This is a genomic window from Streptomyces sp. NPDC091292 (assembly GCF_044757265.1).
Taxonomy (GTDB): domain Bacteria; phylum Actinomycetota; class Actinomycetes; order Streptomycetales; family Streptomycetaceae; genus Streptomyces.
Map to the genome: position 1 here is coordinate 16,684 of NZ_JBIVUQ010000010.1, position 15,106 is coordinate 31,789.

Sequence of the window (15,106 nt, forward strand, 5' to 3'; positions counted from 1 at the left end):
TAAGCTGGTTTCATGGCCTGGACCGGGCGGAGCGGCAGCGGTGCGTGACCCGGGGGATTTCGGTCGGTTTCGTCGAAAGCGTCACGAAGGGGCGGTCAAGGGTGAGTGCGTCGGGCACGGCTGCGGCCGGGCAGGTCGAGCACATGCTGCGCCAGGTGACCCCCGGGCGCTACGACGCGTACGAGGCGTTGCTGCGTGCCCTCTCGGACCCCACGTCGGGTCAGGTGTGGATGCTCCTCTGGCACGGCCAGGCCGGATCACCGGACGCGCAGTACGGCAACATGGAGGTCGAGGGCCTCGGTTACGCGCCCTGTGTGACCTCCGCGCAGGAACTCTCGGCGAGCGGCTGGAACCGTTCGTACGAAGTCATCTCCGGTGTCGACCTCGCGCGCACCCTCTACCCCGACCACTACGGCCTGTGGCTCAACCCGCACGCGCCCGGCGGCGGGGTCGGCATCCCCTGGCTCGACCTGCGGCGCATCGCCACCGGCCTGGACCGCCAACCCGCCGGGCCGCTGCGGCTGTCCGAGCCCGCCATCGAGATCCCGCAGTTCTACGCCCTGCTCACGCAGAACGCCCACCGCACGCCCGCCGTGCGGGCCCTGCGGCGCGCGTGGGTGCAGCCGGCGCTCGGCGCCCCGTACCTCGCCATCGGGCTCGACGTGTACGACACCAGCCCGCCCGCCGTGGACGCCGTGCGGGCGATGATGCAGCAGTCGATCGGGGCCGTTCCCGACGGTCTGCCCGTGTCCACGGTGGCGCTGTCCGACGAGTACGACCCGGTGGCGATGTGGCTGCGGGCCACCGCGCGGCCCTTCTATGACCGTGAGTCGCACGGCGGCGCGCTCCCCCCGGCACCCACGGCGGGCTACGGATATCCCCCGCAGCAGGGCGCTTTCTAGAACGGGAACAGTGCACTTCCGGGACCGGATGGGTGCCTTCCGGACGTGGCCCGGGGGTCGGAAATCGGCCACCGGGTGGTGATCGGGGGTGTGCCACCTGGTGGACAACGGGCATGGCCGCAATGTCCGTTCTGGTGACATCTGATGGTGAAAGCGGCGTAGATCTACGCGCGTGACCTCTTCCGCCCCAACTGACCCGCGTCCGGTATCTGTTACCCGGCGTCTGGATAACGGAACCCCCCAGACAGCATCACGTTTGCGCATCCATTCACCGTCAAGTCTGGTAACAGATCACGGCCGCGATGAAGACTCCCGCTCCAGGGGGTGGGAGTCGCCCCTGTGTACGACGGACTGATCCGCCGCCACAGCGGCAAGTGCGGGCCGGCCACCGCCGGTTGAAGAAGAGGGGTCCCTGCCACGATGACGGCACCATTGCACGAGCCCACCACGGAAGCGGCCCCGACCGCCGCCGAGGAGGTCGCCGCAGTCGAGGGCAAGTCGGTGCAGGGCCGCTCCCTCGGCCGGATCGCCTGGGACCGGCTGAAGCGGGACAAGCTCGCCCTGACCGGCGGCGTCGTCGTCCTCCTCCTCGTGCTCGTGGCGGTGTTCGCGCCCCTGATCACGAGCCTGGTCGGCCAGTCGCCCGACGAGTACCACGAGGACCTGATCGACCCGCTGTTCTCCACGCCCATCGGCTCGTTCGGCGGCATCAGCGGCGACCACCTCTTCGGCGTCGAACCGGTCAACGGCCGCGATGTGTTCGCCCGCATCGTCTACGGCGCCCGGGTCTCGCTCCTGGTCGGCTTCGCGTCGGCCCTCGTCGCCGTCGTCATCGGCGTCGTCCTCGGCATCCTCGCGGGCTACTTCGGCGGCTGGCTCGACGCCACCATCAGCCGCCTCATGGACCTGCTGCTGTCCTTCCCGCAGCTCCTGTTCATCATCGCCCTGGTGTCCGTCATGCCCAACGAGATGCTGGGCCTCACCGGCACCGGCGTCCGTATCTTCGTGATGATCCTGGTGATCGGGTTCTTCGGCTGGCCCTATGTCGGACGTGTCGTCCGCGGCCAGACACTCTCGCTGCGTGAGCGCGAATACGTGGAGGCGGCCCGCAGTCTCGGGGCCGGGCGGTTCTACATCCTGTTCAAGGAGCTGCTGCCCAACCTCGTCGCGCCGATCATCGTCTACACCACGATGATGATCCCCACGAACATCCTCACCGAAGCCGCGCTCAGTTTCCTCGGCGTCGGAGTCAAGCCCCCCACCTCGTCCTGGGGAGACATGCTCTCCTCGGCGGTGAGCTACTACGACGCGGACCCCACCTACATGGTGATCCCCGGCGTGGCCATCTTCATCACCGTGCTCTCCTTCAACCTCTTCGGCGACGGCGTGCGTGACGCGCTCGACCCGAAGGGCTCGCGCTGAAACTGCCGTATCCCACGGCCCGCCGCGACGGCGGGCCGCACATCACCCGGAGGATCCGAGATCATGACCACCCAAAGCGTCAGAGGACGGCGCAAGCAGGCCATGGCGGCTGCTGCCGTGGTCGCGGCGCTGCTGTCCACGGCAGCGTGCGGCGGCGGTGACAGTGGCGACGACAAGAAGGGCGGCGACAGCAAGGCCGCCGGCTTCGACGCGGCGAACAACAAGGTCGCCAACGCCTCCACGAAGAAGGGCGGCACGCTGAAGTTCGCGGGCGCCCAGGACGCCGACTCGTGGGACACCACCCGCGGCTACTACGGCTTCGCGTGGAACTTCATGCGCTACTACAGCCGTCAGCTCGTCACCGGCCAGACCGAGCCGGGCAGCAAGGGCACCGAGCTGACCCCGGACCTCGCCACCAGCAAGGCGAAGATCTCGGACGACGGCAAGACCTACACGTACACCCTGCGTGACGGGGTGACGTGGGAGGACGGCAAGCCGATCACGTCCCAGGACGTCAAGTACGGCATCGAGCGCGTGTGGGCGCAGGACGTGCTCTCCGGCGGTCCGGTCTACCTGAAGGACGTCCTCGACCCCAAGGGCGAGTACCCGGGTCCGTACAAGGACAAGTCCAAGGACAAGCTCGGTCTCAAGGCGATCGAGACCCCGGACGAGAAGACCATCGTCTTCAAGCTGCCGGTCGCGAACAGCGACTTCGAGGACATGCTCGCGCTGACCTCGGCGTCCCCGGTCCGCCAGGACAAGGACACCAAGTCGAAGTACGGCCTGAAGCCCTTCTCCTCCGGCCCGTACAAGTTCGAGTCGTACACGCCGAACAAGTCACTCGTGCTGGTCCGCAACACCGAGTGGAAGCAGGAGTCGGACCCGGTCCGCAAGGCCCTGCCGGACAAGATCACGCTGAACCTGTTCAGCAACGCCGACGACATGGACAACCGTCTCCTCGCCGGCGACTACGACCTGGACATCAACCAGACCGGTCTGTCCCCGCAGGGCCGTATCAAGGCCCTGAAGGAGCACAAGGCCAACCTCGACAACCCGGTCTCCGGCTTCATCCGGTACGCGGTCTTCCCGCAGATAGTGAAGCCGTTCGACAACATCGAGTGCCGCAAGGCCGTCCTCTACGGGGCCGACCACAAGTCGCTCCAGACGGCGCGCGGCGGCCCGCTGGCCGGCGGTGACATCGGTACCAACATGCTGCCCCCGGCCGTCCCCGGCTCCGAGGGTCAGAAGTACGACCCGTACGGCTTCACGCAGAACGACGGTGCCCCGGACGAGGCCAAGGCCAAGGACGCCCTGAAGGCGTGCGGTCAGGCCGACGGCTTCAAGACGACCATCGCGGTCCGCAACAACAAGCCGGTCGAGGTCGCCACCGCCGAGTCGCTGCAGGCGTCGCTGAAGAAGATCGGCATCATCGCCGACATCGACAAGTACGACGGCTCGCAGACCTCGGGCATCATCGGCAACCCGACGGTCGTCAAGAAGAAGAACTACGGCATCATCATCATGGGCTGGGGCCCCGACTTCCCGTCGGCCCAGGGCTACGGCCAGCCGCTGTGGGACAGCAAGTACATCCTCGACAGCGGTAACAACAACTTCGCGATGATCAAGGACAAGGCGATCGACGCGAACTTCGACAAGTTCGCGACGGAGCTGGACCCGGCCAAGAAGGTCGCGATCGCCACGGAGCTGAACCACCAGGTCATGGAGGGCGCGTACTACCTGCCCTTCGTCTTCGAGAAGTTCATCAACTGGCGCTCCAACCGGCTGACGAACGTCTACACCACCGACGCCTACAGCGGCCAGTACGACTTCACCAGCCTGGGCGTCACGAAGTAATCACCACCGGCGCACCCGCCGAACGGTACGAAAGGCAGGTGAAGGCCGGGGTGGTGTGACCGCGGGCCACTGGACGACCTCCAGTGGCCCGCGGGCCCCGCCGGGCCGAGAGCAGTGCTCGCATACCTCATCAGGCGGCTCATGGCCGTCGCAGTGATGCTGGTGGTCATCATCGTGGTGGTCTTCTGCATCTTCTTCCTCATCCCCAAGTGGGCGGGTGTCGACCCGGCCACGATGTACGTGGGCAAGCAGTCCGACGCCGCGGCCGTCGAGGCCGTCCGGCAGAAGCTCCAGCTCGGCGACCCGATCTACGCGCAGGTCTTCGAGTTCTTCAAGGGCATCTTCGCGGGCCGCACGTACTCCGCGGGCGGCGACGTCACGCACTGCTCGGCGCCGTGCTTCGGCTACTCCTTCCGCAGCGAGCAGGCCATCTGGCCCGTCATCACCGACCGGCTGCCGGTCACCCTGTCGCTCGCGATCGGCGCGGCCGTGCTGTGGCTGCTGTTCGGTGTCGCCGCGGGTGTGCTCTCCGCACTCAAGCGCGGCACCCTGTGGGACCGCTCGGCGATGGTCGTCGCCCTCTCCGGTGTCTCGCTGCCCATCTACTTCACCGCGCTGCTCTCGCTCGCGATCTTCGACTACGGCCTCGGCTGGATCAACGCCCAGTACACACCCCTGGAGGACGGCCTCGGCGGCTGGTTCCAGGGCCTGTTGCTGCCGTGGGTGACCCTGTCGTTCCTGTATGCCGCGATGTACGCCCGTATCACCCGGGCCACCATGCTCGAAGTCATGGGCGAGGACTACATCCGCACCGCCCGTGCCAAGGGCCTCAGTGAGCCGACCGTCATCGGCAAGCACGCCATGCGCTCGACGATGACGCCGATCCTCACGATGCTCGGCATGGACCTCGGCGCCCTGATCGGCGGCGCGATCCTCACCGAGACCGCGTTCAGCCTGCCGGGCCTCGGACAGGCCGTGCTCAAGGCGATCGACGAACGCGACCTGCCGGTGATCCTCGGCGTCACCCTGATCACCTCACTGGCCGTGATCATCGCGAACCTCGTCGTGGACATCCTGTACGCCGTGATCGACCCCCGAGTGAGGCTCGCATGACCGACCTCAGCAAGAGCGGGGCGGCCGTCGGCGAGCCCGTGACGGACTCGCCCGCTCCCACCGCCTTCCTCGAAGTACGCGACCTGCGGGTGCACTTCCCCACCGACGACGGCCTGGTCAAGTCCGTCGACGGCGTCAGCTTCCAACTGGAGAAGGGCAAGACCCTCGGCATCGTCGGCGAGTCCGGCTCGGGGAAGTCCGTCACCTCGCTCGGCATCATGGGCCTGCACACGGCGGGGCAGTACGGCAAGCGCAAGGCCCAGCTCTCCGGCGAGATCTGGCTCGACGGCAAGGAACTCCTGTCCGCCGACCCCGACCACGTACGCAAGCTCCGTGGCCGCGACATGGCGATGATCTTCCAGGACCCGCTGTCCGCGCTGCACCCGTACTACTCGATCGGCAAGCAGATCATCGAGGCGTACCGGGTCCATCACGACGTCGACAAGAAGACCGCGCGCCGGCGGGCGATCGAGATGCTCGACCGGGTGGGGATCCCCCAGCCGGACAAGCGGGTCGACAGCTACGCCCATGAGTTCTCCGGCGGTATGCGCCAGCGCGCGATGATCGCGATGGCGCTCGTCAACAACCCCGAACTCCTCATCGCGGACGAGCCGACGACCGCGCTCGACGTCACCGTCCAGGCGCAGATCCTCGACCTGATCCGCGACCTCCAGAAGGAGTTCGGCTCCGCGGTCATCGTCATCACGCACGACCTGGGCGTCGTCGCCGAGCTGGCCGACGACATCCTCGTGATGTACGGCGGCCGGTGCGTCGAACGCGGCCCCGCCGAGAAGGTGTTCTACGAGCCCCGGCACCCCTACACCTGGGGACTGCTCGGCTCGATGCCGCGCCTCGACCGCGAGGAGACCGAGCGTCTCATCCCGGTCAAGGGCTCGCCGCCCTCGCTGATCAACATCCCGTCCGGCTGCGCCTTCAACCCCCGCTGCCCGTACGCGGACGTACCCAAGGACAACGTCACCCGCACCGTCCGCCCCGAACTGGCCGAGGTCGGCAGCGCTCACTGGGCCGCCTGCCACATGGACCGGGAGCAGCGGGAGCGTATCTGGACCGAAGAGATTGCGCCCAAGCTGTGAGCGAGGACAAACCCGTGACGAGCGACGACAAAGGCGCGGACGTCCCCGCGCCGCGGTCCGCCGACAGCGGCGCGGCCACGCTGACCGAGGACGCCGGGTCCAAGGGCGCCGGGACCGAGGGCGCCGGGACCAGGAAGGCCGGGAGTGGTGCGGCCGGTTCGGCCGGGGGGACGGCGTCCGGCGAGATCCTGCTCAGGGTGACCGGGCTGCAGAAGCACTTCCCGATCCGCAAGGGCCTCCTCCAGCGCCAGGTCGGCGCGGTCAAGGCGGTCGACGGGATCGACTTCGAGGTGCGGTCGGGGGAGACCCTGGGCGTCGTCGGCGAGTCCGGCTGCGGCAAGTCGACCATGGGCCGGCTGATCACCCGGCTGCTCGAACCGACTGCGGGCACCGTGGAGTTCGAGGGCCGGGACATCACGCACCTCGGCGTCGGCGCGATGCGCCCGATGCGCCGCGATGTGCAGATGATCTTCCAGGACCCGTACTCGTCGCTGAACCCGCGGCACACGATCGGCACGATCGTCGGGGCACCTTTCAAGCTCCAGGGCGTCTCGCCCGAGGGCGGCGTGAAGAAGGAGGTCCAGCGGCTCCTTGAGGTCGTCGGCCTCAACCCCGAGCACTACAACCGCTATCCGCACGAGTTCTCCGGCGGCCAGCGCCAGCGCATCGGCATCGCCCGCGCGCTCGCGCTCAACCCGAAGCTGGTCGTCGCGGACGAGCCGGTGTCGGCCCTGGACGTCTCCATCCAGGCGCAGGTCGTCAACCTCTTGGACGACCTCCAGAGCGAGCTGGGTCTGACGTACGTGATCATCGCGCACGACCTGTCCGTCGTCCGGCATGTGTCGGACCGGATCGCCGTGATGTACCTCGGCAAGATCGTGGAGCTGGCCGACCGCAAGTCGCTGTACGCGGCGCCGATGCACCCGTACACCAAGGCGCTGATGTCGGCCGTGCCGATCCCGGACCCGAAGCGGCGTACCGCGAAGAGCGAGCGGATTCTGCTCAAGGGCGATGTGCCCTCGCCGATCTCGCCGCCGGCCGGCTGCCGCTTCCACACGCGGTGCTGGAAGGCGACGGAGATCTGCACGACGCAGGAACCGCCGCTGATCGAGCTGAAGCCGGGGCAGCGGGTGGCTTGTCATCACCCCGAGAACGTGGCGCCCGCGGCGGCTGACCCGGTATCGGGTAGCGGAACTTCCGGGGCGTCGGAGGCGTAGGTCGGTCTGCGGGCCGTGGGCAGTTTTGGGGTCCGGTGGGATTGTGGGGTGGCTGACGCCGTCGCCGATTCCGCCGGACCCTCGCCGTTGTGGTGGCTCGCCGCGGCGGCGGGAGTGAATATCGCCGGATGACGGGTCGCCGGGGACATGCGCGCGCCGTGCGTAAATTGCTCCGTGCAGCATGAACTCTTCACCCCTTCCGTCCAGCACGGGCTGGATCTCGTCGGGATCTTCGTCTTCGCCATCTCCGGTGCCCTGCTCGCCGTGCGGAAGAACTTCGACGTCTTCGGCATCGCCGTACTCGCCGAGGTCACCGCGCTCGGCGGCGGTGTGCTGCGGGACCTGATCATCGGCGCCGTGCCGCCCGCCGCCTTCAGCGACCTCGGGTACTTCCTCACCCCGCTGCTCGCCGCGCTGCTCGTCTTCTTCCTGCATCCGCAGGTGGAGCGCATCCAGTCCGGTGTGAACGTCTTCGACGCGGCGGGCCTCGGCCTGTTCTGCGTCACCGGCACGATCAAGGCGTACGACTACGGGCTCGGCCTGACCTACTCGGCGGCGCTAGGACTCGCCACGGCCGTCGGCGGCGGTGTGCTGCGCGACATCATCGCCAACGAGGTGCCGTCCCTGGTCCGCTGGGACCGTGACCTCTACGCGGTGCCCGCGATGGTCGGCGCCGCGCTGGTCGTGCTGTGCATCAGCCAGGACGCGCTGAACGCGTACACCAGCAGCGCGTGTGTCGTGATCGCTTTTGTGCTGCGCCTGCTCGCGATGCGTTACCACTGGCGGGCGCCGCGCGCCTGGAACCGTCGTTCTTCGGCCGTAGAGGCGGACGAAAGGTAAAAGCTACCGCTTAGTACTATTGTGTTGTAGCGTACCGGCATGGCAGAAGCACCCGCGCAGGCGACGATCGGCGACAGCGAGTTCGACCGGGACACCGTGGTCACCCCCCGGCTTCCCGGGGTCTACGAGACCGAACTGTCCGCCGGCTGGACGATCATCAGCGCCGTCAACGGCGGCTATCTGCTCGCGGTCGTCGGCCGCGCCCTCGCCCACGCGCTGCCGCACCCCGACCCGTTCACGATCTCCGCGCACTATCTGACGGCGTCCCGCCCCGGCCCCGCCGAGATCCGTACCGAGGTCGTGCGCACCGGCCGTACGCTCTCCACCGGCCAGGCGTCCCTCGTCCAGCGCGACGACGAGGGCCGCGAGGTCGAGCGCCTGCGCGTCCTCGCCTCCTACGGCGACCTCGACACCCTTCCCGACGACGTCCGCACCTCCGCCGCACCGCCCGCGATACCGCCGTACGACCAGTGCTTCGGGCCGCAGGACGCGCCGGAGGTCCCCGCGATGCCGGGCGACTCCTCGCTCACCGAGCGGCTGACGCTCAAGCTGGACCCGGCCACGCTCGGCTGGGCGCTCGGCGCGCCGTCCGGGAAGGGCGAGATGCGGTCCTGGTTCGGGCTCGCCGACGGGCGGGACGCCGACCCGCTGTCGCTGCTGCTCGCCGTGGACGCGCTGCCCCCGACCGCCTTCGAGATGGGCCTCATGGGCTGGGTGCCGACCGTCGAACTGACGGTGCACATCCGCTGCCGGCCCGCCCCCGGACCGCTCCGCGTCTCCGTCACCACCCGCAATCTCGCGGGCGGCTTCCTGGAGGAGGACGCCGAGGTCTGGGACAGCGCCGACCGGCTGGTCGCCCAGTCCCGGCAGCTCGCCCGCGTCAAACTGGGGGCGTGACGGCCACACTCGGGTGTGACGGCCACGGCGGAGGTGTGACGGTCACACTGAGGGCGTGAAGTCCGACCGGCTGCTTTCGATCCTGCTGCTGTTGCAGACCCGGGGCCGGGTCCCCGCCCGGGACCTCGCCCAGCGGCTCGATGTCTCCGTACGCACCATCTACCGCGACATCGAGGCCCTGTCCGCCGCCGGCGTCCCCGTCTACGCCGAGCGCGGGCGGCACGGCGGCATCGAGCTGCTCCAAGGGTTCCGTACCGACGTCACCGGGCTGACCGCCGACGAGTCGCGCGCGCTGTTCGTGCTCGCCGCGCAGGGCGCCCACGCCGCGCTCGGGCTCGACGCGGCGCTCGCCTCGGCCCTGCGCAAGGTCATGGCGGCCCTGCCCGCACCGCACCGCCCCGCCGCCGAGTTGACCGGCAGCCGCATCCTCGTCGACGAGTCCCGCTGGCTCACCGGACCGCGGCGGCCCTTCGACCTCGACGTCCTCCAGGACGCCGTCTTCGCGGACCGGCGGCTGCGGCTGCGCTACCGCAGCAGCGGCGCCCGCGAGGCCAGGACCCACACCGCCGACCCGTACGGGCTCGTGTCCAAGGCCGGGGTCTGGTACCTGGTCGCCGATCTCGCCGGGGCGCCCCGCCTGTTCCGGGTCGACCGGATCCGGACCGCCACGCTGACCGACGCGCCCGTCGTGCGGCGCCCCGGGGTCGCGCTCGCGGACGTGTGGGAGGTGCTGAAGCGCCGGGTCGAGGAGCAGCCGCGCGACATCGACGTCACGGTCCGCGTGCACCGGAGCCGGCTCGACCTGTTCCTGCGGTTCACGGGCGCCGCGGTCCGCGAACTGCCCGACGGGGACGGTGGTACGGGGGAGTGGGTGACCGTCCGGCTCGCGTACGGCGTGGTGCCCGAGGCGCGGTCCCTGCTGGCGTTCGCCGAGAACGTGGAGGTGGTGTCGCCGGTGGAGGTGCGGGAGGAGTTGGCGCGGTGTGCGGCGGCGGTGACGGCGGTTTACGGGGGGTCGTAGAGGGCGCAGGGGGGTGGTGGGTGCGCGGCTGAGGGGTCGGGCGCGGGTGCTGGTCAGTCCAGCCAGTGGTGGCGGCCCAGGGTGACCAGGCGCATCCGGCGGCGGGCGATGTGGGCCACGGTCTCCTCGGTGCCGGGCTCCGCGTCCAGGAACGCGGACGCCGTCATCACCATGAGGTCGACGTAGAGCCCCGCCAGCATCAGCAGGTCCTCTTCGCTCCAGCCGTCGGACTCTTGGTGCCGCGCGAGTTCCCCGCTCACCTCCTGTGCGAACAGGGCGAGTTGACCGCTGATCGCGTCCCGCACCTGCTGGACGCCGCCGTGCCGCTCCCGCGCGAGGAAGCGGACGTGCGCGGGGTGCGTGCGCACATGGCGGGCGATCAGGTCGACGGTACGGGCGATGCGTTCCTCGCTGTCGCCGTCCCCGGTGGTGGCCAGCGCGCCGGTGATCGCGGTGTGCAGACTGCCCAGCGCCTCCTCGACCAGGGCCACACCGAGGTCGGCGGTGGAGCGGAAGTGCCGGTAGAACGCGGTCGGGGTGATGCCCACGGCGCGGGTGACCTCGCGGAGGCCGAGGCTGCTCAGGCTCTGCTCGGCGAGCAGGTCCAACGCCGCGTCCAGCAGCGCCTGTCGGGTCCTGCGTTTTTGCGCCTGCCGGGTACCGGGGGCGGTACCGGGGGTGTCGACCGGGGCGGTGCCGGGGGTGTGACTCATGCCATGCAGTTAACAACTGTTCTCCCAGTTTTGGAAACCGTCCGAGAGGTAGACTCCTCAGTCAGTGAACACTTGTGCACACGAAAGGTTCACCGATGCTCTTCCTCGTCGCGGCCCTGCTGCTGCTCGGCACCGTCCTGGGCACCGTCGCCCACGCACCGCTTCCGGTCACCTTCGCCGGGGCCGCCCTCATCGGCGTCTGGCTGACGGTCTTCGCCGTACGCGAGCGGTACGGCCGCCACGGCCGCCGGCGCCACCCGCGCTCGTCCTGAACGGAGTCCCACGTATGCAACTCAGCGCTGAAGTCCCTCGCAGGAGCCGGAGCGGGGGCGGGGGCCGGGAGCGGGAGCGGGACGCCGACGGGATGGCTGTCGCGTCCTTCGTCCTCGGACTGCTCGGCCTGCTCGTCCTCAACGTCCTCCTCGGGCCCGTCGCGATCGTGCTCGCGGGCATCGCCCTGTGGCGCGGTACGTCGCGCCGGGGCCGCGCCCTCCTCGGGCTCGGCCTCGGGGTCGCCGACCTGGTCGTCCTGGCGGTGCTGATGTCGGCCAACGGCACCGTGTCGTGGGGCCTCGCGGGCTGAGTCGGCGGGCTCCCCGGGGGCCGCCCGGGTGTGCTCCGGCATGCGGTCTGGCGTGAACACACCCGCCCCGGAGATTCCCCCGGGACCGGCCTCGTAGAATCGTGGCCACCATGGCTTACCTCGACCACGCCGCGACCACTCCGATGCTTCCGGAGGCGATCGAGGCGATGACAGCCCATCTGACCGTCACCGGCAACGCGTCCTCACTGCACGCCGCGGGACGGCGGGCCCGGCGCACCGTCGAGGAAGCCCGCGAGACCCTCGCGGCGGCCCTCGGCGCCCGCCCCAGCGAGGTCGTCCTCACCTCCGGCGGCACCGAGGCCGACAACCTCGCCGTCAAGGGCCTGTACTGGGCCCGCCGCGACGCCGAACCCTCCCGTACGCGCGTCCTCACCAGCCCCGTCGAGCACCACGCCGTCCTCGACGCCGTCCACTGGCTCGGCGAACACGAGGGCGCCACCGTCGAGTACCTGCCCGTCGACGCCCACGGACGCGTACACCCCGACACCCTCCGCGAGGCCATCGCGCGCGACCCCGACGATGTCGCCCTGGCCACCGTGATGTGGGCCAACAACGAGATCGGCACCGTCATGCCGGTCCGCGAACTGGCCGCCGTCGCCGCCGAGTTCGGCGTCCCGCTGCACGCCGACGCCGTCCAGGCGTTCGGTCAGCTCCCCGTCGGCTTCGAGGAGTCCGGGCTCGCCGCGATGACGGTGTCCGGGCACAAGATCGGCGGTCCCTACGGCATCGGCGCCCTGCTGCTCGGTCGCGAGTACAGCCCCGTACCCGTGCTGCACGGCGGCGGGCAGGAGCGCCATGTGCGCTCCGGGACCCTGGACGTGCCGGCCATCGCCTCCTTCGCCGTCGCCGGACGGATCGCCGCCGAGCAGCGCGAGAAGTTCGCCCGCGAGATCGGTGCGCTGCGCGACGAACTCGTCGACGCCGTCCGGGCCGCCGTGCCCGAGGCGGTCCTCGGCGGCGACCCCGTCGACCGGCTGCCCGCCAACGCGCACTTCGCCTTCCCCGGCTGCGAGGGCGACTCCCTGCTGCTGCTGCTCGACGCCCAGGGCATCGAGTGCTCCACCGGCTCCGCCTGCACCGCCGGGGTCGCCCAGCCCAGCCATGTCCTGCTCGCCACCGGCACCGACCCCGACCTGGCCCGCGGCACCCTCCGCTTCTCCCTCGGCCACACCACGACCCGCGCCGACATCGAGGCGGTCGCCAAGGCGATCGGCCCGGCGGTGGAGCGGGCGCGGACGGCGGGTCTCAGCTGAATCCGTGACCCCGGTGACGGGGAGTGTCGGGCTAGGGCCTCTCGTTTGGATCAGGCCGGGCTCGCGGGCCCTGGCACCGCACCTCGCCGCGTTGTCGTCGGTCGCCAGGGCGCCGCCCTGACTCCCTCCTCCGCCTTGCGATGCACGGCACCAGACCCCGCTCCCTGATCCGGCCTGATCCAAACGAAAGACCCTAGGCCGACCTCTTCGCGGCGGACGCCGTCGTGTCGGGAGTCGCCTCGCCCGACTCCGTGCCCTTGGGGGCCGGTGTCCTGTCGGCCGCCTCGCGCTCCTCGCGGACCATCGGCAGATACCGGTCCCAGTCCCAGTGCGGCCCCGGGTCCGTGTGGTCCGTGCCCGGGACCTCCACATGGCCGATGATGTGCTTCCGGTCCACCGGAATCCCGTACCGCTTGCATATCCCCGCCGTCAGCCGGGCCGACGCGCGGTACATCGCCGTCGTGAACGACGACGGCCGGTCCACGAAACCCTCGTGCTCTATGCCGACACTGCGCTCGTTGTACGCGCGGTTGCCCGCGTGGAACGCCACGTCCAGCTCGCGGATCATCTGCGTCACATGTCCGTCCTTGCGGACCACATAGTGCGAGGCGGCGCCGTGCCCCGGGTCCTGGAACACCCGCACCGCGCTGCTGAAACTGCCCTGGGTGACATGGATGATCACCCGGTCTATCCGGTAGTCCGACGGGCGGTCCGCCCGCCGCCAGTTCGCCCCCGACGCCGCCACCCACTCCGCGCCCCGGAAGTCCACCACCCCGTCGTCGCGCGGCTTGTCGACGCCCGGTGTCCGCCACCACAGACGCCCCAGCTCGTCGCGCGCCGCGAAACCGACGCCCGCGGTGGTCACCGCGCCCCCGATGAGCAGCGCCCGCCGCCCCATGATCCGGCTCGCGTCCTTCGCCTGCCGGCCCTTCCGTTGTTCCCGCATGTGATCTTCAACGGATACTCGGGGGCTTCGGTTCCCGGCGACCCGTACTCTGGAGGGGTTATGACTGACACACCGCAGCGTCCCCTCCGCGTACTCGCCGCCATGTCGGGCGGCGTGGACTCCGCCGTCGCCGCCGCCCGCGCCGCCGAGGCCGGGCACGACGTGACCGGGGTCCATCTCGCCCTGTCCGCGAATCCGCAGTCCTTCCGCACCGGTGCCCGCGGCTGCTGCACCATCGAGGACTCCCACGACGCCCGCCGCGCGGCGGACGTCATCGGCATCCCGTTCTATGTGTGGGACCTCGCCGAGCGGTTCCGCGAGGACGTGGTCGAGGACTTCGTCGCCGAGTACGAGGCGGGGCGCACCCCCAACCCGTGTCTGCGGTGCAACGAGAAGATCAAGTTCGCCGCGCTTCTCGACAAGGCGCTCGCCCTCGGCTTCGACGCGGTCTGCACCGGGCACTACGCGCGCGTGGTGACCCACGAGGACGGTTCACGCGAACTGCACCGCGCCTCGGACATGGCCAAGGACCAGTCGTACGTCCTCGGGGTCCTCGACGAGCGCCAGCTCGCACACGCCCTGTTCCCGCTCGGCGACACCGTCACCACCAAGGACGAGATCCGCGCGGAGGCCGAGCGCCGTGGCCTCGCCGTCGCCAAGAAGCCCGACAGCCACGACATCTGCTTCATCGCCGACGGCGACACCCAGGGCTTCCTGGCCAAGCGCCTCGGTACGCACGAGGGCGACATCGTGGACGAGTCCGGCACCAGGCTCGGCACCCACGAGGGGGCGTACGGCTACACGATCGGGCAGCGCAAGGGCCTGCGTATCGGCACCCCGGCGCCCGACGGCAAGCCGCGGTACGTGCTGGACATCTCGCCCGTCGACAACACCGTCACGGTCGGCCCCGTCACCTCGCTCGACGTCAGCGCCCTCACCGCCGTCCGCCCGCGCTGGTGCGGCACGGCACCGGCCGCGCCCGGCACGTACACCGCGCAGCTCAGGGCGCACGGCGGCGAGACCGAGGTGACGGCCGAGCTGGTCGACGGCGGGCTTCACGTCCGCTTCACCGAGCCGGTGCGCGGTGTGGCGCCCGGCCAGGCGATCGTGCTGTACGACGGCACCCGCGTGGTCGGCTCCGCGACGATCGCGACGACCACGCGCGCGAAGGCGATGGCCTGACGGTCCGGGAACCGCCCGCGAAGACCTCCGCCGGCACCGGTTTGGGTG

15 protein-coding genes are annotated in these 15,106 nt (G+C 70.1%); 13 read left to right on the forward strand and 2 right to left on the reverse strand.

Features of this window, described 5'->3' with window-relative positions; translation table 11 throughout:
* The first annotated feature begins 101 nt into the window (after nucleotides 1–101).
* The 9 genes from ACIQNU_RS25410 to ACIQNU_RS25450 all read left to right on the forward strand — a co-directional run bounded on the left by ACIQNU_RS25410 (nucleotide 102) and on the right by ACIQNU_RS25450 (nucleotide 10,360).
* Nucleotides 102–902, forward strand: coding sequence for an enhanced serine sensitivity protein SseB C-terminal domain-containing protein (locus ACIQNU_RS25410; protein WP_401370580.1), 801 nt, complete (start codon nucleotides 102–104; stop codon nucleotides 900–902).
* A 420-nt stretch (nucleotides 903–1,322) separates the two neighbouring features.
* Nucleotides 1,323–2,324 carry an ABC transporter permease gene (locus ACIQNU_RS25415; protein ID WP_401370583.1) on the forward strand — a complete coding sequence of 334 codons (1,002 nt, stop codon included), beginning with the start codon at nucleotides 1,323–1,325 and terminating at the stop codon, nucleotides 2,322–2,324.
* A 63-nt stretch (nucleotides 2,325–2,387) separates the two neighbouring features.
* The gene (locus ACIQNU_RS25420; RefSeq protein WP_401370585.1) at nucleotides 2,388–4,178 is read left to right on the forward strand and encodes an ABC transporter substrate-binding protein; all 1,791 of its coding nucleotides are present in this window, start codon (nucleotides 2,388–2,390) and stop codon (nucleotides 4,176–4,178) included.
* A 114-nt stretch (nucleotides 4,179–4,292) separates the two neighbouring features.
* A complete protein-coding gene (locus ACIQNU_RS25425) occupies nucleotides 4,293–5,291 on the forward strand; it encodes an ABC transporter permease (protein WP_401370588.1) in 999 nt (332 codons plus the stop codon).
* Complete coding sequence (locus ACIQNU_RS25430; protein WP_401370591.1) at nucleotides 5,288–6,385, forward strand: ABC transporter ATP-binding protein; 1,098 nt, start codon at nucleotides 5,288–5,290, stop codon at nucleotides 6,383–6,385. The genes ACIQNU_RS25425 and ACIQNU_RS25430 overlap by 4 nt, the downstream gene beginning before the upstream one ends.
* Nucleotides 6,386–6,570: 185 nt before the next feature.
* Nucleotides 6,571–7,602: an ABC transporter ATP-binding protein gene (locus tag ACIQNU_RS25435; protein WP_401371113.1), complete on the forward strand. Its 1,032-nt coding sequence runs from the start codon at nucleotides 6,571–6,573 to the stop codon at nucleotides 7,600–7,602.
* Nucleotides 7,603–7,749: 147 nt separating this feature from the next.
* Nucleotides 7,750–8,442, forward strand: coding sequence for a trimeric intracellular cation channel family protein (locus tag ACIQNU_RS25440; RefSeq protein WP_401370594.1), 693 nt, complete (start codon nucleotides 7,750–7,752; stop codon nucleotides 8,440–8,442).
* A 39-nt stretch (nucleotides 8,443–8,481) separates the two neighbouring features.
* Nucleotides 8,482–9,339 (forward strand): thioesterase family protein, encoded by an 858-nt coding sequence (locus ACIQNU_RS25445; protein ID WP_401370596.1) that lies wholly within the window; start codon nucleotides 8,482–8,484, stop codon nucleotides 9,337–9,339.
* A 55-nt stretch (nucleotides 9,340–9,394) separates the two neighbouring features.
* Nucleotides 9,395–10,360, forward strand: coding sequence for a helix-turn-helix transcriptional regulator (locus ACIQNU_RS25450; protein WP_401370598.1), 966 nt, complete (start codon nucleotides 9,395–9,397; stop codon nucleotides 10,358–10,360).
* 53 nt (nucleotides 10,361–10,413) lie between these two features.
* Here ACIQNU_RS25450 and ACIQNU_RS25455 read toward each other — a convergent pair whose 3' ends face one another.
* On the reverse strand, nucleotides 10,414–11,073 hold the full coding sequence (locus ACIQNU_RS25455; protein WP_401370601.1) for a TetR family transcriptional regulator: 660 nt from the start codon (nucleotides 11,071–11,073) through the stop codon (nucleotides 10,414–10,416).
* A gap of 95 nt (nucleotides 11,074–11,168) precedes the next feature.
* On the opposite strand from ACIQNU_RS25455, the gene ACIQNU_RS25460 reads away from it, so the two are divergent.
* The 3 genes from ACIQNU_RS25460 (at nucleotide 11,169) to ACIQNU_RS25470 (ending at nucleotide 12,930) form a co-directional block, all read left to right on the forward strand.
* Complete coding sequence (locus ACIQNU_RS25460) at nucleotides 11,169–11,345, forward strand: hypothetical protein (protein ID WP_401370604.1); 177 nt, start codon at nucleotides 11,169–11,171, stop codon at nucleotides 11,343–11,345.
* 14 nt (nucleotides 11,346–11,359) lie between these two features.
* Complete coding sequence (locus tag ACIQNU_RS25465; RefSeq protein WP_401370607.1) at nucleotides 11,360–11,656, forward strand: DUF4190 domain-containing protein; 297 nt, start codon at nucleotides 11,360–11,362, stop codon at nucleotides 11,654–11,656.
* A gap of 110 nt (nucleotides 11,657–11,766) precedes the next feature.
* A complete protein-coding gene (locus tag ACIQNU_RS25470) occupies nucleotides 11,767–12,930 on the forward strand; it encodes a cysteine desulfurase family protein (RefSeq protein ID WP_401370610.1) in 1,164 nt (387 codons plus the stop codon).
* A 193-nt stretch (nucleotides 12,931–13,123) separates the two neighbouring features.
* On the opposite strand, the gene ACIQNU_RS25475 is transcribed toward ACIQNU_RS25470, so the two are convergent.
* Nucleotides 13,124–13,876 carry an N-acetylmuramoyl-L-alanine amidase gene (locus ACIQNU_RS25475; protein ID WP_401370612.1) on the reverse strand — a complete coding sequence of 251 codons (753 nt, stop codon included), beginning with the start codon at nucleotides 13,874–13,876 and terminating at the stop codon, nucleotides 13,124–13,126.
* A gap of 60 nt (nucleotides 13,877–13,936) precedes the next feature.
* Between ACIQNU_RS25475 and mnmA the strand changes: the two genes are divergently transcribed.
* Entirely contained in the window at nucleotides 13,937–15,058 is a 1,122-nt protein-coding gene (gene mnmA / locus ACIQNU_RS25480; protein ID WP_401370614.1) for a tRNA 2-thiouridine(34) synthase MnmA, read from the forward strand.
* The last annotated feature ends 48 nt before the right edge of the window (nucleotides 15,059–15,106 follow it).